This window comes from Anaerolineae bacterium (assembly GCA_016931895.1).
Classification (GTDB): domain Bacteria; phylum Chloroflexota; class Anaerolineae; order 4572-78; family J111; genus JAFGNV01.
This window is the reverse complement of sequence record JAFGDY010000097.1, coordinates 26,060-51,646: the sequence shown is the minus strand read 5'-3', so window position 1 is coordinate 51,646 and position 25,587 is coordinate 26,060. Positions and strand designations below refer to the sequence as shown.

At 54.4% G+C, this 25,587-nt stretch carries 15 protein-coding genes; 5 read left to right on the top strand and 10 right to left on the bottom strand.

Annotated elements, in window-relative coordinates:
* The 4 genes from JW953_07630 to JW953_07615 form a co-directional block, all read right to left on the bottom strand.
* Positions 1 to 365, bottom strand: a 365-nt coding sequence (locus tag JW953_07630) for a hypothetical protein (protein MBN1992562.1), incomplete at its 3' end; no start/stop codon positions are given.
* Positions 366 to 400: 35 nt separating this feature from the next.
* A complete protein-coding gene (locus JW953_07625; GenBank protein MBN1992561.1) occupies positions 401 to 2,818 on the bottom strand; it encodes an SUMF1/EgtB/PvdO family nonheme iron enzyme in 2,418 nt (805 codons plus the stop codon).
* An 83-nt stretch (positions 2,819 to 2,901) separates the two neighbouring features.
* Positions 2,902 to 3,243, bottom strand: coding sequence for a hypothetical protein (locus tag JW953_07620; protein ID MBN1992560.1), 342 nt, complete (start codon positions 3,241 to 3,243; stop codon positions 2,902 to 2,904).
* 197 nt (positions 3,244 to 3,440) lie between these two features.
* Positions 3,441 to 5,765, bottom strand: a complete 2,325-nt coding sequence (locus JW953_07615) for a sodium-translocating pyrophosphatase (protein MBN1992559.1) — start codon at positions 5,763 to 5,765, stop codon at positions 3,441 to 3,443.
* 602 nt (positions 5,766 to 6,367) lie between these two features.
* Here JW953_07615 and JW953_07610 point away from each other — a divergent pair.
* Genes JW953_07610 through JW953_07595 form a run of 4 tightly spaced genes read left to right on the top strand, consistent with a single transcriptional unit; the run spans position 6,368 to position 10,123 of the window.
* Complete coding sequence (locus tag JW953_07610) at positions 6,368 to 7,294, top strand: ABC transporter ATP-binding protein (protein MBN1992558.1); 927 nt, start codon at positions 6,368 to 6,370, stop codon at positions 7,292 to 7,294.
* On the top strand, positions 7,291 to 7,998 hold the full coding sequence (locus JW953_07605) for an ABC transporter permease subunit (GenBank protein MBN1992557.1): 708 nt from the start codon (positions 7,291 to 7,293) through the stop codon (positions 7,996 to 7,998). Before JW953_07610 ends, JW953_07605 begins: the two co-directional genes overlap by 4 nt.
* Positions 7,998 to 9,560 (top strand): GldG family protein, encoded by a 1,563-nt coding sequence (locus JW953_07600; protein MBN1992556.1) that lies wholly within the window; start codon positions 7,998 to 8,000, stop codon positions 9,558 to 9,560. The genes JW953_07605 and JW953_07600 overlap by 1 nt, the downstream gene beginning before the upstream one ends.
* Entirely contained in the window at positions 9,557 to 10,123 is a 567-nt protein-coding gene (locus JW953_07595) for a DUF4340 domain-containing protein (protein ID MBN1992555.1), read from the top strand. Before JW953_07600 ends, JW953_07595 begins: the two co-directional genes overlap by 4 nt.
* On the opposite strand, the gene JW953_07590 is transcribed toward JW953_07595, so the two are convergent.
* Positions 10,083 to 12,491 (bottom strand): PAS domain S-box protein, encoded by a 2,409-nt coding sequence (locus JW953_07590; protein MBN1992554.1) that lies wholly within the window; start codon positions 12,489 to 12,491, stop codon positions 10,083 to 10,085. The two genes, JW953_07595 and JW953_07590, sit on opposite strands and share 41 nt — an antisense overlap.
* A 37-nt stretch (positions 12,492 to 12,528) precedes the next feature.
* Complete coding sequence (locus JW953_07585; protein MBN1992553.1) at positions 12,529 to 16,143, bottom strand: protein kinase; 3,615 nt, start codon at positions 16,141 to 16,143, stop codon at positions 12,529 to 12,531.
* A 319-nt stretch (positions 16,144 to 16,462) separates the two neighbouring features.
* Here JW953_07585 and JW953_07580 point away from each other — a divergent pair, with 319 nt between their 5' ends.
* Positions 16,463 to 19,333 (top strand): PD40 domain-containing protein, encoded by a 2,871-nt coding sequence (locus JW953_07580; protein MBN1992552.1) that lies wholly within the window; start codon positions 16,463 to 16,465, stop codon positions 19,331 to 19,333.
* Between the two features lie 29 nt (positions 19,334 to 19,362).
* Here the strand turns inward: JW953_07580 and JW953_07575 are convergent, their stop codons facing one another.
* The 4 genes from JW953_07575 to JW953_07560 all read right to left on the bottom strand — a co-directional run bounded on the left by JW953_07575 (position 19,363) and on the right by JW953_07560 (position 25,581).
* Positions 19,363 to 20,298 (bottom strand): alpha/beta fold hydrolase, encoded by a 936-nt coding sequence (locus tag JW953_07575; protein ID MBN1992551.1) that lies wholly within the window; start codon positions 20,296 to 20,298, stop codon positions 19,363 to 19,365.
* Between the two features lie 166 nt (positions 20,299 to 20,464).
* Complete coding sequence (locus JW953_07570) at positions 20,465 to 21,700, bottom strand: tyrosine--tRNA ligase (GenBank protein MBN1992550.1); 1,236 nt, start codon at positions 21,698 to 21,700, stop codon at positions 20,465 to 20,467.
* Positions 21,701 to 21,757: 57 nt separating this feature from the next.
* Positions 21,758 to 23,329 carry a cellulase family glycosylhydrolase gene (locus JW953_07565; GenBank protein ID MBN1992549.1) on the bottom strand — a complete coding sequence of 524 codons (1,572 nt, stop codon included), beginning with the start codon at positions 23,327 to 23,329 and terminating at the stop codon, positions 21,758 to 21,760.
* Between the two features lie 56 nt (positions 23,330 to 23,385).
* Complete coding sequence (locus JW953_07560) at positions 23,386 to 25,581, bottom strand: glycoside hydrolase family 3 C-terminal domain-containing protein (protein ID MBN1992548.1); 2,196 nt, start codon at positions 25,579 to 25,581, stop codon at positions 23,386 to 23,388.
* Positions 25,582 to 25,587 lie beyond the last annotated feature (6 nt).

Sequence of the window (25,587 nt, the reverse complement as noted above, 5' to 3'; positions counted from 1 at the left end):
GGTAATGAAATAAACGGGGGTTTGCTCGGTGATTTTATATCTTGAACGCATGGGCGGATTAAAATCCGATAAGACAGGTTACGGTTTGAAAACCGTAACCAGCGATAAGCCGCGATAGTGATGGTTGCAGTTTTGAAACTGCAACCGGTATTAGGCCGAGTTAACTCGGCATAGAGGCTGGTTACGGTTGAATAACCGTAACCATCGGTAAGATTCAGATTTTCAGCGGGCCAGAGACCAGAGGTTTCAGAGACCAGATTCCCCAAAAACTGGGGGGCGCACCACCCGAAAACCGAGATACCAGAGCCTGCCGTTCGGACCGTGCCCGAGGCGCGACGCGCAACACACGTGCTCAGCGTTCTCATAAAACGATCCTCCCCGCAACACCCGCCCAACATTTTTACTCAAATAGTCCGCCGTCCACTCGTCCACAACCCGAAAAGGATAAGGTTTTTTTTTGCCAAAACGTGCTGCACCATTCCCACACGTTGCCGCTCATATCAAACACGTTGTAGGGGCTGGCTCCTGCGGGGAACATGCCCACGGCGCAGGGTGCGCCCAGGCCGGTTTGGGCCATATTGCACCGGGTGGCCACCTTCTGGTGGTCTCCCCACGGATAGGGCCGGCCGTCGGCGCCACGGGCGGCTTTTTCCCATTCGGCCTCGCTGGGCAGGCGCGCCGGGCAGCCCCACAGCTCGCCCAACCAGCGGCAAAAGGCCACCGCCTCGTACCAGCTTACGCCCACCACCGGGTGGTTGGGCAGGTTAAAGGGCGGGCCAAAATCATAGGGCCGGTCGCGGGGTTCTTCATCCGCCCATCCTTTGAACTTGCCCTCCCGCCAGTAACCGGCGGCAACGGCTTCGGGCCAATAATCTTTATGCTCATACCCGCCGGCCGCCACAAACGCGCCGTATTGTACATTGGTGAGGGGATATTGGCTAATTTGAAAGGCAGGCAGGGTAACGGGGTGGGCGTCTTGGCCCTGGCCCATGATAAATTCACCGGCGGGGATGGCGCGCCAGGCAATATGGGGCAATCCATCTTCCGTTACCCCTACACCAGGCCGCGGGTCGCCCAGGGCGGCCAGGGTTTGCCCGGCTTCGGCGCGTTCGGCGGGCTGTAATTGGCCGTGGGCCAGCAGGGCGGCCAGGCAGGCCCGGGCCTGGGGCAGCAGCTTTTGGCCCTGGCGATACTTGGCGGCGTCTGCTGCGCCCAGCACGGCCAGCATTTCGCCCACGCGCCACGCCAACTGCCAACCGGGGGCGTCGCCGGGAGCGGGTTGGGTTTCGGGCAGCATGTCGGCCAGGGCCGCCAATAAGGCCCGGTGGCCCAGGGTTTGCATGTTAAAAACCAGGTTGCCGGCGGCCAGCAACAGGGCTTCGCGCCAGGTGTCGTCACCGGCCAGGGCCGCGGCCTGCTCGCCAAAATCGTCCTGGTTAGAAAGGTAACACCCGGCCAGGTATTCCTGAAAGGTGCGGTGGGGGAAACTGTAGTAGGGTTTGTCCTCGCCGCCCCGGCCAATCAGCAGGTGCGCCCGTTCTTCGGTGTACTGCATAAAGGCGGTTACCTGCTCGATGTCTTTAAGATGTTTGCGGGCAAGGGCAAAAACGCGCTCGCCGGGAATATCGGCGGCGCGGCCGGCCGCGCCGCCGGGAGCATGATGGGCCTCCCAGCCAATCTCTTGCAGCAGGGCTTGCAGGGTTTCCAGGCTGGCCCCTTTGAGGGAGGCGGGCAGTTCGTGCTGCGGGCCTTCTTTTTGCACCTGCCAGCGCACCAGCATAATTTCAATACAGGCCTGGTAAAGTTTGGCCCGCTCGCGGGGCAACGCGCCCCGGTAGGTTTGCACAATGGCCATAATGGTCAGCAGCATGGGGTTTTGGGCCAGGGAATGGACGCGGGGGTCCTGGGTAGCCACGTTGATCAAATGGGTGGTCAGTTGTTCGGCCTCGCGGGGCGATTTGTTGCCTTTTTGCACCAACACCTGATACCAGGCTGTGATAAAGCCGGTGATTTGGGCCTGCTGCAACGGAGCCAGGATCACCCGCTCGTCGGCCCTGGCGGCGGCTTCTGTTTCAATAAAAGAGAGTTCGCGGCAGGTGGCAATCCAGGGGCATTGGTTGAAGGCGCCGCGGGCCAGCGCGCCAATGGACTGCCAGGCCTGGCGGCGGCGGTCGGGCGGCACTTCGTCCACGCCGTCCAGTAGCAGCATGGCCTGGCCCCGACGGAGGGTTTCGTAAAGCGCGGGGGCGGTATCGGTTAAGCCCCTTTCGGCCAGGTCCAGTTTTATCAGTTCCCACAGGGCCAGGGGCGAGGCAACATTGAGCGAGACGTCAACAAATCGGCGCATCACTACCAGCACCGGCACGTACAACGGGCGCTGCCAGGCCAGGTAGCCCAAGGGTTCATCTTTTTCCTGCGGGCCGCGGGCCTGGCGTTCCGGCTGCTCAGGATAAACGGGCCAGCGCAGGCGGGCCAGCCACTCCGCTTGCTGCGGTGGGGCCAGGTGGGTCTGGGCCAGGCACAGCCCCAAAAATTTCAAAAAGGTAAACTTGCCGGAGCCGGGGTCGCCCAAGACAATCAACTTATCGCGCTGGTTGGCCGCGGCCAGCACAGCCTGGGTTTGCCCGGCCTGCCCATCCTCAAGCGTTATGGGCCGGGCGGTCTGGGCATCCAGGCTAACGTACACCTGGTTGAGGTTGATATTAACGCACTCGCCGGTGGGGTCAAAGGGGGCCAGCGGCAGGTCGTCAAAGATTTTGACCATTACGCCCAAATATTTAGCCAGTTGCTCAGCCCGGTCCGGCTCCGACGGGGGCATAAAGATATTCTGCTGGTTGACGTTAATGTCGCCGCCGGCCTGCACATTCTCAAAGTGAGTTGAACGGCCGCCCTCCCCCGCGTCTACGTCAGGGGCCGGTCTTTTGGGGAACCGCTTTGGCCTTTGCCAATGACGATGTCGTCTTTTACCTCAACGCCTTCAACGTCAATGCCCGTTCCCTGCGCCGATTGGCCCTCTTCAATCAGCAAGCCGCCTGCGGTAGCTTTGGCATCTTTTACCCTAACCCCGGCGGGGGGCGGCGGCTGGGTTTGAGCCTGGGGCGGGCGGCCTTCATTTTCGGCTTCAACTTGCACGTCAAGCCCCAGAAATTTCAAACTCAGGCCCAATCTCTGGCGAAAGGCAATGATTACGGCCAAAATGACCAGGGCAATAATGATCAGCGCGATAACCTGGAGCGTGTCCATAATGTTCCCTCCTGATTGATGTTTATGGAGCGCAAAGCCAGCTTTGCAACCCTATGACTTAGGCTTTTTGCCACTACGATTATATCACACAAAAGAGAGATTGCCGAACAGATTATAGGGTGAACTGCTACCTGGTTAAAAAAAGGCCTGCCCGGTCTTAAAGACCGCCAGGCCTTTTGATAAGGCAACAGTAGCTATTACCCGCCCAGAATCATGCCCAACAAACCGCCGGTGCCTAACTGCGAGATCAAACCGGCAAACACAATGGACACCATTGACATCAACTTGATGAGGATGTTGAGTGAGGGGCCGGTGGTGTCTTTGAAGGGGTCGCCGACGGTATCGCCCACCACGGTAGCTTTGTGCGAGTCGGAACCTTTGCCGCCGTACGCGCCTTTTTCAATGCCCTTCTTGGCGTTATCCCAGGCTCCGCCGGAGTTGGCCATCATCACGGCCACGGTAAAGCCGGTGGCCAGGCCGCCGGCCAGCAGGCCCATCACGCCGGGCACGCCCAAGAATAAGCCCACTACAATAGGCATCCCAATACCCAACACCGACGGCGCAATCATTTCTTTCTGCGCGCCGGCGGTGCTGATCTCAACACAACGAGCATAGTCCGGCTTTTGTTCGCCTTTCAAAATGCCGGGAAATTCTTTGAACTGGCGGCGCACTTCTTGCACCATTGACCCGGCCGCGCGGCCTACCGCGCTCATGGTCATGGCGGAGAAGAGAAACACGGTCATGGCCCCCATAAAGATGCCCATTAACACCGCCGGGTTTAACAGGTTGATATTGTAGTAAGCGGCAAAGTCGCCCATGGTCATCTCGGCCACTTTTACCATGCCGCTGTAACCCGGAATGGGCACTTCGGTTACTTTTGTGCCCAGGTGAATCAGGCCAAACCGGATTTCTTCCAGGTAAGAGGCCAGCAGCGCCAGCGCGGTGAGGGCGGCGGAACCGATGGCAAAACCTTTGCCGGTGGCGGCGGTCGTATTGCCCACCGCGTCAAGCTGGTCGGTGCGTTGGCGCACTTCCGGCGGCAGGTGCGCCATTTCAGCGTTGCCGCCCGCGTTATCGGCAATGGGACCGTAGGCGTCGGTGGCCAGGGTTAAACCCAGGGTAGAAAGCATGGCTACGGCGGCCAAACCAACCCCGTACAGGCCAATCAGGGTGTTGCTCGCCCCACCGGGGAGATAAAAGCTCACGGCAATGCCCAGCACCACAGAGATAACCGGGATAGCGGTGGAGCGCATGCCCACGGCCAAACCTTCAATAATCACGGTGGCCGGGCCGGTTAAACTCTGGTCGGCAATGCGTTTGGTAGGCGGCCTATCGTCAGACGTATAATACTCGGTGGCGCGGCCAATGATGACCCCCACCACCAAACCGGCCACAATTGCCAGCCAGAGCATCAACGGCTTGTTCAAATCCAGTAGATAAACAATGCCCAGGCTGACAATGGCAATACCGATGGAACTATAGGTAATACTGTTATTAATTGCGCCCATCAGGTCGCTCATGGTGGCGCCTTCTTTGGTGCGCACCAGGTAAATGCCAATAACCGACAGAACCACGCCCACGGCGGCCAGGGCCAACGGCGCGGCCATATAGCGCAACTGCATGCCAATTTCGCTAAAACCCTGCAAAAACGCTGGATTGGTGGCGGCTTCGGTGGCTACGGCGGCCACGCCCAGGGCGGCGCTGGCCAGGATAGAACCGGCATAAGATTCATACAGGTCGGCGCCCATCCCGGCCACGTCGCCCACGTTGTCGCCCACGTTGTCGGCGATGGTGGCGGGGTTGCGGGGGTCGTCTTCGGGGATGCCGGCTTCCACTTTACCCACCAGGTCCGCGCCCACGTCGGCCGCTTTGGTATAGATACCGCCGCCCACACGGGCAAAGAGCGCCTGGGTAGAAGCGCCCATGCCAAAACTCAGCATAATCACTGTAATTTGGGGCAGGGGATTCATCTCCCCAAAGAAGGAGACAGGGAAGAGATAGTACAAAATCAAGAACCAGGCGGCAATGTCAAGCAGGGCAAAGCCGACCACGACCAGGCCCATTACCGCGCCTGCGCGGAAGGCCACTTGCAGGCCGTCGTTCAAACTGCGGCGGGCCGCATTGGCCGTGCGGGCCGAAGCATTGGTGGCCGTTTTCATGCCAATAAAGCCGCACAAACCGGAGAAGAACCCACCGGTGAGGAAGGCAAAGGGAATAACCTGGTTCTGCACGCCAAAGCCGTAAGCCAAGATGGCAAACAGCAAAAAGAGCACCACAAAGGCAATGATTACTACCTTGTATTGGCGCCTGAGATAAGCCATGGCGCCTTCGCGCACGGCCTGGGCAATTTCGGCCATTACCTCGGTGCCTTCGCTTTCCTTCATCACCGAATTATAGAAAACGAAAACAAAAACAAAGGCAATAAGAGAACCAATTGGCCCTAACCACCACAGCCAGGGTAGTGGTTCGGGCGCATCCTGTGGCAGCGGCGCCGCCAGGGCGGTTGGCGCAGTAAAGAGCATTATCAAAAGACTAAATAGAATAACTTTAAAACGCGACATAGATTGACTCCTCAAAAACTGAATGTATTTTTATGAACGCCTTGGCTAAGGCGAAATAGCCTGAAATGTTACCGAGGGCCGCAGGGCTTTTTGCTCGTATTTACAATTTTGCTTATCGGTGTGTCTTTTTAACCCTAACAGTATAGGTCAATTAAGGTATCAAATCTAGTGGAAAATGTCACTATTAAAGCGGACAAATGACACATGCCGGGCAAAAACTTTATCCGGGCAAAAAAAATGCTTCGCCGGTGCTGCGAAGCCTGAGCTACACTGCTCGATATTTTTACTCTACATTAAATCCCTTGCCAAGCAGCGATTGTAAATCAGTTATGGTCAATTGTCAAATCGAAAAGAATCCCGAACTATTTTGGGCTTTCTCATTGACTTTTTATTGAATCTTAATCTTGCTTTAATCACAAACCCGTACTATTTTAAGGGTAGACCCGACCGCTACCAGAGGTGGTTCTGGTTTGTTTACCTCTTTGCCCGGCCAAACCCCGGACAAGGCAAAGGTGTCTGCCCAACTATATCCCCAATCTGGTCAGGAGATTTTTCGCCTCGCTATGATTCAAGCCGACAACCTCACCAAGTATTACGGCCCGCGGGCCGCCATTCAAAACGTCAGTTTTCACGTTAACCCGGGCGAGATCTTAGGTTTTCTGGGTCCAAACGGCGCAGGGAAAACCACCACCATGCGTATCTTAACGGCCTATATGCCCCCCTCTACCGGCACAGCCTCCATCAATGGTTTTGACGTTTTTTATCACAGTTTGGAGGTGCGCAAACGGATTGGCTATTTGCCGGAATCGGTGCCGCTTTACCAGGACATGACGGTGGGAGATTATCTGGATTACGTGGCCGCTTTGCGTAAAGTAAATGGCCGGGGCCGGCAGGTGAAAGAGGCGCTGGAAAAGGTAGACCTGGGGCATCACTGTAACGTGTTGATCGGCAAACTCTCCAAAGGAATGCGCCAGCGGGTAGGCATTGCCCAGGCCATTGTCCACGACCCCGAAGTGCTGATCCTGGACGAGCCGACCATTGGCCTGGACCCCAAACAAATCATCGAAGTGCGTAAGTTGATCAGGGCTTTGGGCGCCAACCACACCGTTATTTTGAGCACCCACATCCTCTCGGAAGTAGAGCAGATTTGTAACCGGGTGCTCATCATCAACAAAGGCCAGATTGTGGCCGAAGATACGCCTGCCGGCCTGGTCGCCCGGTTAGAGGGCGGCGAAAGAATCAGGCTTAAAACCGTGACCGCGCCAAACAATGCTGTGGAGATATTAAAATCTCTGCCGGAGGTGAGCCAGGCCAGCCAGATAGAACCCGGCGAGTTTGAGTTGGAATGTGTAAGGGGCCTTGACTGTCGCCCGGCCATTGCCCAACGGGTGGTTGAAAACGGGTGGGGTCTGCTGGAATTACGCGCCATCAGCGCCAGCCTGGAAGATATTTTTCTGCAACTCACCGCCGACCAGGAACTCAAACAATGAATACTTTGGTTGTGGCCAAACGCGAACTGGCCGCTTTTTTTGTTTCGCCTGTGGCCTACGTGGTGGGAGCGGCTTTTTTATTTATCACCGGCTTATTCTTTGTTTTTACGGTGGTCCTGGGCGGAGTGGCTACCCTCGGCCAGGTTTTTCAGGTGATCAGCATTGTTCTGTTATTTGTCGCCCCCATCCTGACCATGCGCTTGCTCTCCGAAGAAGCGCGGTCGGGCACGCTGGAGTTGCTATTAACCGCCCCCGTGCGCGATGGGGAGGTGGTGGTAGGCAAATTCCTGGCCGCTTTTCTCTTTTTTCTGGCCATGCTGACCCCCACGCTGTACTATCTTTTTCTGTTGACCCGCTACGGCAATCCCGACCTGCCGGTCACGTTTTCCGGCTATTTGGGCGTGATTTTGCTGGGCGCGGTTCTGCTTGGCTTTGGTATGCTTACCTCGGCCATGTCGGCCAATCAAATTGTGGCCGCGGTTTTGGGGGTGGCGTTGGGGTTGACGTTTTGGCTGGCCGGCGGCCTGGGCAATACCTTCCCGGGTTTCCTGGGCAGCCTGCTTGAATACCTCTCACTTCAGCAGCACTTTTTTGACTTTCTGCTGGGCCTAATCACCTCTACCAATATCGTCTATTTTCTCAGCGTTACGGCGGCCTCGCTCTTTTTGGCCACCCGGGTGCTGGAAATGAGGAGATGGCGATAATGGCCGAAAAAGCTTCACCCCCAAACAGCTACTCGCTTCGCGCTTATGCCGGGGTGATTGCCCTGGTGGGTTTACTGGTTTTAATTGGCAGCGGCATCACCTACTTTCTGAACCCGGCCTGGGCGGCGCAAACCCAAATTGGAGCTGGTATTGGCGCGGCGCTATTGTTGACCGCCGCATTTTTGCGCCCTGAGGCCATTCGCGCCGCCTTGACCGGGCGACAGGTTAAATATGCCTCCAACGCCGCGGTCAAAAGCCTCGCCTTTATCGGCATTTTGGGATTGATCAATTTTCTGGTTGTTAAGTATGAATGGGAATACGACCTGACCGAAACCGGCCAATTTACCCTGTCTGAACAGACCATGCAAATTTTGCAGCAATTGGATCGCCCGGTAGAAGTGATTGGCTTTTTTCAAAACAGCGACCCGCGCCTGAAGCTGGCCAATGATTACCTGGAACGTTATCGTCATTACAGCGACCGTTTGCTGGTTGAATTTCACGACCCCGAGATAGAGCCAATTCTGGCCGAAAAATACGAACTCAGCAACTACGGGTTGGTATTTGTCAGCGGCGATAATCGGTACGAGACTTCCGGCGTAGACGAGCAATCTATTACCAGCGGCCTGGTCCGGGTAACCAACAATGCAGACCGAAACGTTTATTTTATCACCGGCCACGGCGAGCACAGCCTTAACGACGGCGCGGAAGAGGGTTACAGCCAGGTCAAACAGGCCCTGGAACAGGAAGGTTACCGGGTTGAAACCCTTAACCTGGCCGCCAGCGAAACCATTCCCGCCGATGCCACCGTGCTGGTTCTGGCCGGCGCCGACCGCGAACTGTTAAATACGGAAGTTAAACTTGTTGAGGATTGGTTGACCGCCGGCGGCAAGCTGATGCTTTTGGTTGACCCCCTGGAGCCGGCGCCGTTGGCCGGAATGTTGAAAACTTACGGCCTGGCCCTGGGCAATGATTTTGTAATAGAAGACGCCAATTATTCTCTGGTTACGTTAGGGCCGGACGGGCTGGTGCCGCAAATCATTGCGCCGCTGATTTACCAATACCCCTATCACGAAATTACCCGCAGCCTGAACGGTTTTCAATCCTTCTATCCCATGGCCCGGTCAATTACCATAACGCCAATAGAGGGCATTGGCAAAATAACCTGGCCGCTTCTGTCCACCAGCGCGGGCAGTTGGGCAGAAACAGACTTAGAAACGGCCCAACCTGAGTACACTCCAGACGTTGACCTGGTCGGCCCCCTGCACCTGGCCGCAGCCGCCGAAGACATTGAGAATGGGGTCAGGCTGGCCGTGTTTGGCGATGCCGGATTTGTGACCAACCAAAACGCCTCGCCGCAGTGGGCCAATCTGGACCTATTCGTCAATACGGTGGATTGGCTGGCCGAGGAGGAAGACCTGATTTCCATTCGGCCCAAATCGCCCACCAATCGCAATCTGTTCCTCACCTCCATGCAAATTACCGTCACCATCTTGACCACGCTCATTATCATCCCCCTGGCCGTATTAATAGCCGGGCTGGGCCTCTGGTGGAAACGACGATGAACTTTAAAACCACAATAGGCCTGATTATTTTATTGGTTGCTTTGGCAAGCTATATCTACTTTTTTGAAATCAGGGGAAATGATGATGAGGCGGGGCCAACCGACCCCACCATTTACGGCCCGGAGTACGGCGAATACGACCTTGTGGCCCTGGAAATTGAAGGCCCGCAAGGGACAGCCCACTTTGCCCGGACCGATGAAACCCTCACCCAAGAGTGGGAGATGTTAGCACCAACGCCGGTTCCGGCGGAAGCGATTGATCAGGTTCGGGTTAATGGCGCGGTAACGCGGCTGGGGTATTTAAAACCCAGCCGGGTTATCACCCATGTCACCAACCTGGCCCAATACGGCCTTAACCCGCCCCAGTTAACTGTTACGCTCATTATCTCAAACGGACAAAAAATCATTCTCTACACCGGCCATGAAACGCCGGTCAAAGACAATCGTTACCTGCGCCTGGCCGGAGACGAGCAGACAGTCTATTTGGTATTTAGCTTTGCCATTAATGAACTGCATCGCCTGCTTAACGAGCTACCCCTGGCATTGACACCGGTTGCGCCGTAGGGGATGATAATGCTTTTTCTATCACTCTGGCTAACTCTTCCACATTGAACGGTTTAGAAATGACGCCCTGGAAGCCATACTGTTCCGGGCTGGCCATAACGGGATCGTTGCTATAGCCACTGGCCACAATGGCCTTAAGCTGCGGGTCGTGCTCTCTCAGCCTGGCTATTGTTTCGCGCCCGCCCATGCCGCCGGGGATGGTCAAATCAAAGATAACCAAATCAAACGGCTCGCCGGACTCTTTGGCCTGCAAATAGCGTTCAATGGCTTCTACCCCGTCTGCCGCAGTTTCAACCGCACAGCCTATTCGTTGTAACATTCTGCCGGCCGTATCCCGCACCGTATCCTCATCGTCCATGAGCAATATTTTACCGGCCAAGGTGCCGGCGCAGCCCGTTGCCTCTTTCTTTTCCGGCTGTTTGCCCGAAGCGGGGATATACAGGGTAAAAATAGAACCTTTTCCTTCCTCAGACTCCGCCTCAATAATGCCCCCATGTTTGGTCACAATGGAATAACAAGAGGCCAATCCCAAACCACTGCCTTCTTCTTTGGTGGTAAAGTAGGGATCAAAAATTCTTTCCAGAGTTTCCTCAGACATGCCCACTCCCTGGTCTTTAACCGAAATTTTAACATAGCGGCCCTCTTTGAGGCCGCGCGGGTCAGGTTGAGTGTTGCTGACCACGTAATTAGAAGCCGAAATGGTAACGGTTCCTCCGGCGGGCATGGCCTGGTCGGCATTGAGCACCAGGTTATGAATAACCTGGTTGATCTGATCGCTGTCTACTTCGGCAAAATATAAATCCTCGGCAAAATCAAGGGTGTAAGCCACGTTACTGCCGCGCAAGGCAAAACCAGCCGATTCTTCGATAAGAGACTCCAGGGAGGTGGCTTTGGTCACCGGGGTGCCGCCCTTAGAAAACGTCAGCAGTTGTGAGGTGAGGCTGACGGCATGAGACACGGCCTTTTCGATAGCGGTTAAACACAGCTCCATATTCTCTTTGTCGTCCATGTTGACTTTGGCCATTAAGGCATTGCCCCGAATAACCTGGAGAATGTTGTTGAAATCATGCGCAATACCTCCGGCCAACACGCCGACCGATTCCAATTTTTGCGCCCGGAGCAACTCCTGTTCCATCCGCTTACGCTGGGAAATATCCCGAAAGATAACCAGGGAGGCCGGCCGGCCTCTAAAAACAAACGGCACGCCAATAACCTCAACTTCAACGGGGGTGCCATCTAGCTTCAAGAATCTTTCTTCCAGGGGAGGAACCGCATAACCTTCATTCTCCATCCGGATTCGTTCAACCACCACGTCCCGGAAATCAGGATGCACCCGTTCAAAAACCGGCGTACCGATCAGGTTTTCAGGTTTTTCCGCCCCCAATAATTTCACTGCGGCCGGATTCACAAACAGAATTTTCCCTTCACTGTGAACGGCTATGGCTTCCGGCGAAAACTCAACCACCTGGCGATACCGCGCTTCAGATTCTTCAATCTCGGCCCGCAATTCTTGGTTGGACCGCTGCACCTGGTTATACAGCTTGGCATTTTTTATGGCAATAGCCGCATAATCCGAGAGCGTGGCAAAAACAAATTGATCAACTTCGTTAAAATCGGCCACCCGGGAGCTGGAATCCACATACAAGAGGCCAACCAACTGGTTGCCAAAAATAAGAGGCGCGCACATCACCGATCTGAGATCGAGTTCAAGGATACTGTCAGAAAGATGATCTGCCTCTTCCTCGGTGTTTAACAAGAATACATTTTCTCTGCTTTGAATGGCTTGTTGCACAATTGAACGGGCAAAAACAGCCTGGTGCGGATCTTTATCCTGCAAAGAAAGATGATGGCTGACACTGGTCTTTGTTTGAATCTTTCCTTGCTCATCTGTTAAAACAATAAAACCCCGTTCGGCGTTTACCAAACGAATAACATTGGCCAGGATAATGTCCAAAATATCTTCCAAACTGTCTAAAGAAATGATTCGGTCCGTAACTTCTTTGAGCCGCAAAAAGTCCTGCTTGTCCACAATCTCCCACACCCGATTCAAGATGTGGGTAAATTTTTCGTCAACCTCGTTTTCAATCAAATAAACCAGCGAGATGTCCTGGGATAAATCTATTTTGTCACCGGAGGTCAAACGTTTCTTTTTCACTCGCTCCCCATTAACAAAAACGTGATTTTTGGAATCTTGATCAACAATACAATAAGTATCCCCATCTTCAACCAGCAACGCATGCACCCGCGATACCTTGGCCCCGTCAAAAACCAGGTCATTTTCCAGGTCTCTACCCAGGCTATACCGGCTCTTTTGCAGGGAAATTTTTTTGATGATTTTATCGCCTTCTAATTGAACTAACTCTTTCATGATACGAGACCTTAATAATTCTATTTTGAATAGCCCCCTATATCTCCGTGTCCGTTTCTTCTAACGGCTTACTTGTGGCTTTAGGTTGAGTTTTTCTGGCTAACTCTTTGAGTTTAGCCATAACCTTATCTTCTAACCGGATATCGCTTCCTTCTTCTGAGCCGGTTTCAGTAAATTGACGGTTGTCTAGAGTTTTGGCCGGTTTGGGAGCCAGGGAGGGCGGGTGGGGCAAAGACTCCAGAATTTTGACCACCTGTCCGGCCTGATATTTATTATCCAGCGATAGAAAAATAGCGCTGGCCTGGCCTAACCGCTGCCTGGCCTGCTCAAAATCCTTTTGCCGAAGGCATAACTCGCCCCACATCTTCTGAATAAAAGCGGTCTGGATAGGGTTATCCAGCCACTCGGCCAGCACCAAACTGAGGGCCAGGTATTGGGTTGCCTGGATATAATTGGCTTTGGCCATGGCCCATTCAGCCTTTAATAGCCAAATTTGAAGTTGGTACAAGGGGTTTTCATAATTTCCGGCGACGGCTAACGGCACGCCCTGCTCAATATACCTCCCGGCCTGGTCGAGCTGGCCGGTGGCCAGGTATGTTTTGGCCAGGTAAATAAACCCTTCCAGGTAAGAATTATCCTGGCTCTCTTCCTCCAACCAGAGGAACTGTTGAAAGCTTTTTTCGGCGGCCTGGTACTGGCCCTGGATCAGGTCTAACCGGCCCTGGAATAGATAAGCCAAACGCACCTGATAGGGGTCGGGACTGGCCCGGACTCTTTCGATATGGTTTTTTAATTGGGCCAATTCGCCATGTTGAAGCGCGCCGTAGAGGTAAGAATGAGAAATCCAACACTCAAACCAGTAGATTTTGCCCATTTCCCGGGATAATTGGGAAGCCAATTGTTTCCAGGCCAGCAAATCGGCCCAGCGGCCGGTAAAAGCGGCCCTGGCCCCCACTGCGGTTAAGGTATGCCAGTAAATGGTCTGGTCCGATTTGCCTTCAACCATCAATTGGTGGATTTTTTCGATATTGGCCATGTCAATGGGCTGGCCCAGGTAAGCCCTGGCTTTATCGCGCCAGAACAAGGCCCAGGAATAGGCCGGCCACACCTCTGCCGGCAGTGTTTCCAGTTGCGCTTCAAAAATATCAATGGCCGCCACGGCATGCGCCAAACAATCATTTTGATAACCCTGGTACCAATCCACCAGGCAAACACCTGCGCCATGCAAAATAGCCCAGGCCGTTGTCCCGGCGGCCACCTGCCCAGTCTGAAGCACTGCCGCAATTTTGTAACGAGCCGCCTGGTAGTTGCTGGTAATGGCGCAGGTAACAATATAAGCCAGGGATAGGTCAAATACCTTCTCTCTGTTCTGCTCTTGGGCATAAAATTCAATGGCCTGTTGCAACCATTTAAGGCAGGTAGCCGCGTCAATCCAGGCGGCGCTGCTGAATTGGGCAGCCTTTTCGTAAATCTCCAATAACAGGACGTGCCGGTTTGGGTAAGTAGGCTCTGTTTCCAAAAAACGGGCAGCGTTTTGGTAATGGGCAAAGGCTTCCCATTCCGCTCCATTCTGCTCGGCGGCCCGGGCGGTTTGCAGGGAATAGTCAATTGCTTGAACCCCGGACTCCGCCGCCACAAAATGCCGGGCAATGGTAGGCACAAGCCGGCGCTGGCTTTCCGGCAATTTCTCCTCAAAAAACTTGGCCGCCCGTAAATGATAATCCTTTTTCTGTGCTTTTGACAAGTTTTTGTACAGGATGTGCCGGATACGGTCGTGCCCAAATTGATAATCGCCGTTGGTTTTGATCACAATTTGCTGCGCCAGCAAATCATCAATAGCCCGGAAAAAGGTGTCCTCGGCATAACTTGAAACAGCCTGCCAGCTTTCCAGATTCAGTTCGTCACCCAGGATAGAGGCTGCGTCGGCCAGTAAGCTGGCCTCGTCACTCAGCTTATCCAGGCGGCGCGCCAACCGATCGGCCAACGTTTTAGGCAGCGAAAGGGTGTCAAGATTCACCGGCTCCTGCCATTGGCCGCCTGATTTGGTCAGGTGTCCTGCGGTAATCATATACCGTAAAAGTTCCAATACATCAAAAACATTGCCGCCGCTGTTGTTGAAAATATAGGTTGAAAATTCGGCGGAGATGGCCGTTGGATAAAGGAGTTGCTCCAGCAAAGTGCGGGCCAGGGGTTCGGTTAAGGGGGCCAACTCCAGATACTCGGTCAACCCTTCTTCAAGCGTGTGCCAGAGCGGCGATGTTTTCTCCACTTCGTCATTTCTGAAAGCGCCAACAACGGCTATCCTGAGCTTGTTTTGGTTACGAATCAACTCGTTCAAAACCCGCCCGCTTTTTAAATCCAGCCAGTGCAGGTTGTCAAGAAACAAGATAAGGGGTGTTCTTTGAGTAACAGCCCCAAACCAGGCGATCACAGCCACCACGATTTTTTCGTCAGAAAGCGGCTGGCCATTACCATTACCCGGCGCAGGTCCCTGAAGTTCACCGGAAACCCGGGCCAGGGCCTGACCATACTGGCGGATTTCTTGTTCTGTTGAAAGCGAGGCTAATTGCCGCAACAACCCGGCCGTCCAACCATAAACGCGGTCATCCGCCCGCTGGCCACCGAGATAGAGCGGCGACACTCCCTCCAGTTCGGCCAGGGTTCTCATCTCATTGAGCAATCTTGTTTTACCCATTCCGGCCGGCGCGCCAATAAATAAGGAGGTACTTTGGCCCTGGTTTAATTGCCGGAGACATTTTTGGTAATATTCAATTTCTTTGGTGCGACCCACTAATTTACGGCTATATAAGTAACCATATTTTTGGCCCGTTGTTTCAATCAGCCCACCCTTACCGCTAATGAGCTGTAAATCCTCCAAAACAGCGGCGCTGTTCCGATAACGCTGCTGTTTGTCTTTGGCCAACAGTTTCAACACCAGGCTATTTAGAGAGGGGGGAACATCGGGGCGAAGGGTCATGGGGGCAGGCGGGTTTTGTTTGAGATGACCTTGTAAGATTTCTGCGCTGTTGCCAGTGAAAGGCCGGGCGCCGGTCAAAAGTTCGTAACCAATCACGCCCAGGGAATAAAGGTCGGTGCTTTCATCAATAACGCCCCCTACAATAACTTCCGGGGCCAAATAATACACCGTGCCCGAAATTTTGCCGGGGGCCGGAATGCCCAACTGGCTCATTAGCCCGTAATCAAGCAGTTTAATGGAGCCGTCGTCTAAAAGTTTGATATTGCTGGGCTTCAGGTCTCGATGGGCATACAACCGCGAATGAATCACGGCCAGCGTTTGGCAAACCTGGCTCAAGATGTCAACCACCTGTTTCACCGAAGGGTTGGCCAGCGCCGATAAATTGTGGCCAGGCACAAATTCCATGGTCATAAAGGGGATATTATCGTGGCTCAGGCCAAACTCAAACACCCGCACCATATTGGGGTGCTGAAATTCCGACATGATGCGGAACTCATTTTTGAACCGGAGCACAGCCGCAGACGAGTCCACGTGGCGCCGGCTCAACTCTTTCACCGCCACATATTCCGCCCGCACCGTATCATAAGCCTTATAAACCCGGCCTCCTCCCCCAGCCCCAATCTCTTCGGATTCGGTGTATCGCCTGCCAAAACGAGAAACAGAGGAATTTTTCATGGCTCATCCTCTTGATATTGTCCAGAACAACGCTTATATCTTTTAGTTTACACCATCGTCCTATGGTGTCAACCCCACAAACATGTCGTTTTTTAGAGGCCTGATATTTCCTACCCCTAACCTTTTGACTATTGATTTTGACTCAACAAGTGTGGTAATCTTTCTTAAGGTAGTGATACTCCCATTTTGTTCTTTAACAACCACAATTAAACCGGGCCAGGTCGCTGACGCCATAAAGCGTGCTGACGTATCTCTAATTGGCTGTTCTCATTCTCTGTTGAGCCAGGCGGAGATGGCACAACCAAAGGAGAAACCTTCAATGAACGACGAAACACGACAGATGCGGGAGATGTTGTTTGATCGGATTGTTTTTGGCCTGATTCTGGTGGGTCTGATTACGGCCTTGAGCAGCCTAGTCATCGGCGGGTTTTCGTCGCCCTGGTTTTTCCGCGCCATTGCCTTGATGATTGTGGCCCTGGTGGCCTTTGGCCTGCGGCGAGTTAGCCGGCTTGTGGTTGCTGTTTACATATTGGTGCTGGAACTGTTTGGCATTGCTACCGCTATATTTCTCCAGTCCAGCGTCGTTGGTTTTATCCCCTATCTTTTTATCCCCATTATTATCATTGCGGGGTTGCTTTTAAATCCGCTGGCCACTATCCTCATCGGCCTGCTGGCCGTGGTGATGATTGTGCTGGTGGTGGCCCTGACGCAGCAACTATCGGGCGCGGTTTTCATCACCCTTTTACCCCCTTTTAGCCTGATTATTGTAGCTTTGCTCCTGGTGATTGAAGGGAGACGCCATATAGAAAAGTTGGGCGAACACCTATTAGAAAGCAGAAAGCTGCTCCGCGAGCGCACTCTGGAAATGATGGAAGCTCAGGACAAAATTACCGAACTTCAGGCCAGAACCGAAGAACTCAAACAACAATTATTGACCGGCCGGGGCGAAGCCCATCAAGCCCACCAACTGGCCTTACAAAAAAGCCAGGGGCTTCACCAACTCATCAAGGGCGCCATTAATGAACTGGATACATCGGTGGAAGAGTTGGAGCGACTGGTTGATCAGATCGGCGAGAGCGCTTCCCCCAACGAGCAGGCCGGTTTGCTGGAAAAAGTATGGCAAAGAATCTATCATCTCAACAACCTGGTGGTCAACCTGGAAGATATGGCCCAACTCAAAAACGAGCGAGTTGCCCTGAACTACCAGGAGGTTGACATTACCCACCTGATTAATGAAGTGGTCAGCACCACGCGCGGCCTGGCCCGGGGGAAGAACTTAGAAATACGCTGCCAGGTACCAGAGAATTTACCCAAGCTCAAACTGGACCCGGTACGTATCCGGCAAGTCTTGTTATACGTTTTGAACAACGCGGTCAAATACACCGACCAGGGCATCATTGAAGTGCAAGCCGAGTTGAACGCCAAAGAACTGCTCATTTTTGTCTCCGACACCGGCATTGGCATGCACCGTGAGGAAATGGAGCTGGTTTTCCAGGAATTTGGGCGCGGCAGCGGCACCCTGGCTAAACAACGCCAGGGCACCGGCCTGGGCCTGGCCATCAGCAAGGGCCTGGTTGAATTGCACGGGGGGCACATGTGGGTCACCAGTGTTTTGGGCGTTGGCTCTACCTTTTACATCAACCTGCCGCTTGAACCGCCGCCCGCTAAAACTCCGGCGGCCATCCCCGCCCCAATGCCCGCAGCCGCAATACCGGCGCAGATACCGCTTGCCGTGACCGTCCTTGAACAGGAGGAACCCGTGTCGCTTTGGGATACAATTAACAAAAAAACAGAAACGCAGGTAGCTGTTTCCGACCAAGAAGAAACCCTGGCCGCGGCAGAACCGGCCACGATTGCACCCACCGCCAAAGGCGGCTTTGGCTCGCCCGTTGGCCGCTACAGCCCCACCTATATTGGCCGTTTTGGTTTTATCTTATTGGGATTATTATTGATTATTGCCTCCATTGTGGCCATGCTGGCCGTTATCTACGGCCCGGTTGGCGAAGAAGAAGTGGCGGCTACAACAGTCGCTTCGCCCACCAGCATCGCCGCCGGTTTGCCAGATACAGCCACCCCAGAGGAAAGCATAGCCCCGGCGCCCACCGCAACACCTTCAGCAACATCTTCCCCAACCGTTGCCCCCCCAGCCTCGGCTACGCCTACCCTGCCGCCCACCGAACCACCTACCCTGATTCCAACAGATACGCCTGCGGCAACCATTCCGGCTACAAACACTTCGACGCCTACCCAGGAACCGCCAACCCTCACCGTAACCTCAACCAAAACGCCTACGCAAACCCCAAACCTCATCCCCCAACCCACGGCCAAGGAAACGCCCCCTGCGGCCCTTGTTGAACAACCCCCGACCCGTCCCGCCGCCCAAGGATTATCCTTTGTAGCCGGTCAATTGGTGGCTCTAAATCCATTGGGCGACACAGCAAGCACTTCCCTGGAAACAGCCGGCAGCATCGTTCCCGACAGCGGTCTGAGTTGGTCGCCGCAGGGAGACCGGATACTTTTCACTTCCAAGCGCGATAACAACTACGAGATTTACACGGCCAACGCCGATGGCAGCCAACCGCTCAACCTGACCAAAGCGGCCGCTTATGATACGCAACCCTCTTGGTCGCCGGACGGACATAAAATAGCTTTCAGTTCCGGGCGAGACGGCAACGTTGACATTTACATGATGGATGCTGACGGTGGCAATCTGCAAAAACTGACCACCAGCCGGGGCTACGACGAATGGCCGGTCTGGTCGCCCGACGGCCGCAAAATCGCTTTTGTGTCTGATCGGGATGGCAACGTGGAAATTTACGTAATGAATATTGACGGCAGCAACCAACAGCGCCTCACCGATAATCCGGCAGCCGATTGGCCTGCCACCTGGTCGGCTGACGGGCACCGATTGGCCTTTGGCTCCGACCGCGACGGGAACTGGAATCTATACCTTGTTAGCGTGACCGATGGCGGAGTGACCCGGTTGACCAATGACCCGGCTGACGAACGCGAACCGGCCTGGTCGCCCGATGGTCGGACGATTGCCTTTGCCTACAACGGCGGCGGCAATTGGGATATTTACACCATCCCCGCTCCTACCGGCGCTTCCGGCGAGATCCCCAAAAGCGAGTGGACTCAATTCACCGACACGCCTACAGTTAATGAACACTATCCGGCCTGGGCGCCCTGATTTTTGGGGCCTTTAAAAGGCAAGGATTATCACTGATCCGCAAAAACTGTGTCAAAAAATGTGACCACTCGCTGCCTGTATTCCTCCTCCCGGCCCAAGGCGGGATTATCATGCCCCATGTCCTCAATGATCCACAACTGCTTTGGCTCTTGGGCCGACTCGTACATTTTCTGCGCGTGATGCAGGGGAAAAAGAGGATCGTGCGCTCCATGAATAATCAACACTGCGCGAGGGGAGAGGGAAGCCAGGTCGCGGGCTGAATTGACCTGGGTGATTTCCAGGCCAACCCTTCGTTCCGCCAAACTGACCAGCAGCGGCGCAAAGGGCCACTGGGGAAAGATGGAAAGGTCTGCAAAAGCATCGTCAACCGCCTCCGCTAAACTACTGTAACTGCTTTCAATCACCACCGCCTTAATCCGCTCGTCTGCGGCGGCAGCCCGGACTACCGCCGCCCCGCCAAACGAGGTACCCAAGGCCCCAATCTGTTCCACCTCCGGCGCAGCCGCCAGATAATCCACGGCGGCCTGCACATCCCAGGCTTCCCGATAACCATAAGTAGCTATTTCTCCTTCGCTGCGGCCGTGCGCCCGCAAATCAAGCATCAACAAATGATACCCGGCCTCAGCCAATATTTTTGCCTCCGGCACTAACGCCGAGCGATTGGCGTCAATGCCATGCGCCAGCACCAAGCCACCGGGTTTTGAACCAGGGATATACCAGGCCGATATTTTTAAACCGTCGGCCGTGGTCAGGGTAATATCTTCATAAATTGAACTGATCTCTGTGGGCGAACCAATGTTGGCATTTCGGTGAGGGGTTACAAAAACTTTAACCTGGAGATTTATAAAATAAATCAACAAGCCCAGCAAGGCCACAGCCAGGGTAACGGACAGAAAAACGACCAGCCGCAGCCAATATCGGCGGGAGAAACGGCCGGGGCCAGGAGAAGATTTTGGAGGCATCATTAATAACCCTGTTTCGAATTTTCCCCCTTGACAAAACACAAAGAGTTGGGTATAAATGTGGGTAACAGGCGGTATACGCTCCTCGTTGTTCACTCTCCCTCTCTAAATGCGATTGCCCTGGAACCTCCCAGGGCAATTTTTATTTAGGCCTAATCACCCTTTAGCCTTAACTTTCCTCAAGCGCCAAACGGTGATATTTCTTTTTCCCGGCCCGTAACAAAATCCCGCCATCGGTCAAATCATCGGGAGTGAGAACTGTCTCAACCTGCTCTATTCGCTGATCATTCACATAAACCCCGCCCTGCTGCAACATCCGCCGGGCCTCGCCGCGAGAGTGGGCCAGACCAACCTCGGCAAAAATCTCCAAAACGCCAATACCGCCTTGCAGCCTGGCCGGCGACACCAGGGTGGTCGGCATCGCTTCTAAATCACCCCCCTGGGCAAAGGCGGCCTGAGCGGCTTGTTGAGCCGCGCGAGCCTCGGCCTGGCCGTGGGTGATGGCAGTGGCTTCGTAGGCCAAAATTTGTTTGGCTTCCCGCAATTCGGCTCCGGACAGAGCGGCCAAACGTTTGATTTCCGTCATCGGCAAAAAAGTAAAAACTTTAAGCAGTTTTTCAATATCGCGGTCGTCGCAATTAATCCAGTACTGGTAGTAGTCATAAGGGCTGAGTTTATTAGCATCCAACCACACCGCCCCGGCCGCCGTTTTGCCCATTTTGGCGCCGCTGGCCGTCGTCAACAGAGGGTAGGTCATCGCATGCACCGTTGCCCCTTCAACGCGGCGAATGAGGTCAACCCCGGCCAGCAGGTTGCCCCACTGGTCGTCGCCGCCCATCTGCATGGTGCAGCCGTATCGCTGGTAAAGGATCAAATAATCATAGGCTTGCAACAGTTGATAATTGAATTCAATAAAACTCAACCCTTTTTCCAGGCGCTGCTTGTAAGCTTCGGCAGCCAGCATGCGATTAACGCTAAAATGGCGGCCAATATCCCGCAAAAATTTGATATAGTTCAGGCTCAACAGCCAGCCGGCATTGTTCTCGGCAATGGCCCGGCCCTCATCAAAATGCAGATAATGATTGAGTTGCGCGTGCAATTTATCCACATTGGCCTGAATTTCCTCTTCCGTTAGCATCTTGCGCATTTCGGTTTTGCCGCTGGGGTCGCCCACCATGGTGGTGCCGCCCCCCACCAGGCCAATGGGCCGATGACCGGCCCGCTGCATGTGCAGCATAGCCATAATGGTCACCAGGTTGCCAACATGCAGGCTGTCGGCGGTGCCGTCAAAGCCAATGTAAAAGGTTATTTTTTTCTCTGCCAGTTCTCTCCGCACGGCTTCCTCGTCTGTAACCTGGGCGATGAAACCGCGTTCTTGGAGAATATCAAATACACTGTTATTCATGGTCTGGTATCTCTTTTTCGTTATGGAATTTAGGAGGATTTTACCTCAAATTGGCCGTTATGCCAATGGCGTTACCAGGCGGGGGAAATTATCTTGCAGGGAGATCGGTATCTGCTGACCGGCCGGCCAGGCGCCTTCAGGGTTGAAGGTGTTGCTGTACAAGCGATAAACGCTGGCTCCCTGGTTGTCAGGCCAATCAGGCACAACGTCAGACGGAGCAAACTCAAGGTCCATGGCCGCGTCGCTTTCCAGGCGCGTTTGGCCGTCCGCCAACCAGGTGAGAAAAAGATGGGCTGGATAAGGTGTTTGCCAATTTAAGCCGGCCTGGGATGAACCGCTTCCGCCGGCCAAACCCCCGGTAGCCGTTCGATAGACAAACCGGATCAGGCTGCGTTCGTCGGGTTGAAGGGCCAGTTGGCCGGGGTTCTGGTTATTGCGCCAGAGGGTGGCCAGGTGGGCAAACATCCGTTGAGAGGGTTTGGCCAAGTCGCCGTTGGCGTAAAGGCCCAGCCCGGCTTCAAAAGGATTGGGCGCGGCCCGCACGTCGTTGAGCATCCATTTATGCCCTCCGGCCAAACCCTCGGCCCGCAAAAAACAGAGCGTGGCCGCTTCATGTAAGGCCACGATCCGGGGGTCAACCGGGCGCGATGTTTCAGCTTTTTTACTTTCATCCGTGGAATAACCATACTCGCCCATCATCACGGGCATATCGGGAAACGTATCTCGCAGGGAACGAAGCATAGCCAGGATGGTTTGCAGAGTGTCGTAGCCAACGTTACCGTACTGGTGAATCTGGTGAAAATCAAGCATCCGATTGGCGGGCAGCGCCGCCAAAATCGGCCAGTTCCAGCCGATGGTAAAAAGCCGGGTGGGGTCGGCCGCTTTCATCGGTTCAAGTTGCGGTTTGAGCCAGGCGGCAATGGTCTGATCAAGCAATTGCAGAAAAGGCTGCCACGGTTGAGCTTCGGGCGCCCGCATGTAGTCTATCAAGGTGCCATGGTAGGCCGAGGCTTCGCCGCTGTAACGCACGTAAGCCTCTACCGCGTTCACGTAATAATAGGCCAGGTCGGGTTTGTCACGCAACAGGCCAGGAATATTGCGGCTGCCCATCTCGGCCCGCGAAACCAATTCACCATAAGCATCAACCAAGGCGGATGTCAATAAGGGCGGCAGTTGGTCGGGATAAGTGGCGACGAGCAAGTTATAAAGGCGCGGCTCATTTTCCAAATCCCAGCCCAATACAATCGGGTTGCCTTTAAAATGCGTCACAATTTTACTATTAAAACGGCCCACGTCGGCCAAGTGCGGACTGTGATAATCGTTAAAGGTAAGCAGCACGTATAGGCCATGCTCGCGGGCCAAATTAAAAACGGTATCAAAGCGGGTAAAATTGCCGTTGTTGACTTCATCAAGGTTCTCTTTTTGCACAAAGAAGCGCACCGAATTGAAGCCGCTGGCCCGGGCTTTTTGAAAATCGTGGGCAATGAGGCCGGGGTCGTACAGGTCGGGCCGCCACATGGCCCAGGCGCGGTCATAAAAGCCCTCGTAGTTTACCCCGTGAATCCAGAGAGGTTGACCAGACGGGTCCAGAAAACCGGCTTTGGCCGGGTTGAGCGTGACAATAGACATATCCTTTGACTCGAATCACCCCCACACTCATTAATTCATCCGGGAACCATCACCTTTTAAGCGACCACGGCAAACGTGTCTTTGAGCAAATCCTGGTCGCGGGAGGAACCGCCCACCATCACCTCAAATTCGCCCGGCTCTACCACGGTTTCCAGGTATTGATTGACCAGGGCCAGATGTTGGTAGGGCACTTCCAGCAAAATGGTCTTTTTTTCGCCGGGTTGCAGGTCAACCCGGGCAAAGGCTTTGAGTTCTTTCACGGGCGTGGTCACCGAACTATAAACGTCGTTAAGATAAAGCTGGACGATTTCGACGCCGGCGCGCCGGCCGGTATTCCGCACCTCAATTTCAACCTGGAGGTTCTGGCCTGGGGCCAACTCTTTGGCCCCAAGTTTCAGATTGGCATAGGCAAAGCTGGTGTAGCTTAAGCCATAGCCAAAGGCAAACAGCGGCTCCGGCGGCATGTCAACATAACGATGGGTGTGCCAGCCCGGAATCTGGTTGTAATAAACCGGCTGCTGGCCAACGTGATAGGGGAAGGAGATAGCCAGTTTGCCGCCGGGATTGCGGTCGCCAAAAAGAAGGCCCGCAACGGCGGTGCCGCCGGCCAAACCGGGATTCCAGGCTTCCACAACAGCGTGAGCATGCTCCGCCACCCAGGGGATACTCAATGGTTTGCCGTTGATGAGGACTACTACCAACGGCGTGCCGGTGGCATGAACGGACTGCAAAAGCTGCTGTTGGCCGCCGCTCAAATCAAGATTGGCCCGGTCGCGCACCTCGCCGTTTTGGGAAAGGGTATCGCCCACCACCACAATCGCTACTTCGGCCTGGCGGGCCAGTTCCACTGCTACTGCAATTTCTGAAGTGTCCGGTTTGATGACATCACAGCCCCGGCAATAGTCCACGCGAGAGGCTGCTCCGGCTCGCTGCCGGATTCCCTCTAAAACAGTGACCACATTTTCTCGCTCAAGCGCTTCTAGAAATTTTTCCTGGTTGCCCGACATAATACTTTCCATGACGCCCAAAAAGACCCAATCACCAAGTTGGGCAATGACGTCATCTGCATTGGGGCCAATCACGGCGATACGTTTGAGGTCATTAGCCAGGGGCAGCAGATTATCCTGATTTTTGAGCAAAACTATTGACTGGTAGGCGCTCTCCAGGGCCGCCTGCCGATGCTCGGCGCAACCAATAATTTCCCGACCTTTCTCCAGGTTAGCGTAGCGGTTCTGGTCAAACAAGCCCAACTCAAATTTGAGGCGCAAAATGCGGCGGCAGGCTTCATCAATTTGGGCCAGGTCCAACGCCCCACTTTGGGCCAGTTTTAAGGCAATATCGGGAAATGCGGGCGTACTCATCATCATGTCATTGCCCGCGGCCACAGCCTTTTGCACGGCTTCGGCCAGGGTGGCGCAGACTTTTTGGTTCAGGTACATCTGGCCGATATTGTTCCAATCCGTCACTACAAAGCCAGCAAAGCCCCACTCCTTTTTTAGCACCTCGGTCAGCAACCAATGATTGGCCGTGCAGGGCACGCCGTCAATGGACTGGTAGCCGGCCATAATAGTGGCGCAGCCGGCCTTGACTGCCTCGTGGAAGGGCCGCAAGAAGATGGAACGCATGTGGCGTTGCGATAGGTCGGCTTCGGAGGCGTCGCGCCCGCCCTGAGTGCAGGAGTAACCGGCGTAGTGTTTGGGACAGGCCAAAATGGTTTCGGGGTCGGCCAGGTTTTGCCCCTGGTAACCGCGCACCAGCGCCCGGCCCAACATGCCTACCAGGAAGGGGTCTTCGCCAAAGGTTTCGTCAATGCGGCCCCAGCGCAGGTCGCGCGCCACATCCAACTCCGGCGAGAATGTCCAGTGCATGCCGGTATAGCTGGCCTCTCTGGCTGTAATTTGACCCATTTTCTCGACCAGGTCCGGATTCCAAGAACAGGCCATTGCTAACTGCGTGGGAAAAACCGTAGCGGTGGGCCAAAAGCAGTGGCCGTGAATAGCATCAATGCCAAAAATAAGGGGGATGCCGAGCCGGGTTTGTTCAGCCAGTTTTTGCAGTTCATTAGTTTTTTCGCCAATGATGTGCAAGAACGAGCCGATGTGTTTTTCTTGCAGCAATGCTTCGGCGTTCTGCCGGCCATCCAGTTGGCACATCTGGCCGATTTTTTCGGCCAGGGTCATCCGGCTCAACAAGTCGGCCACTCTTTCAGCAGTAGGGCGCTGGGGGTTTGTGTAGGTAGGTGTTTTGGACATTTAGGT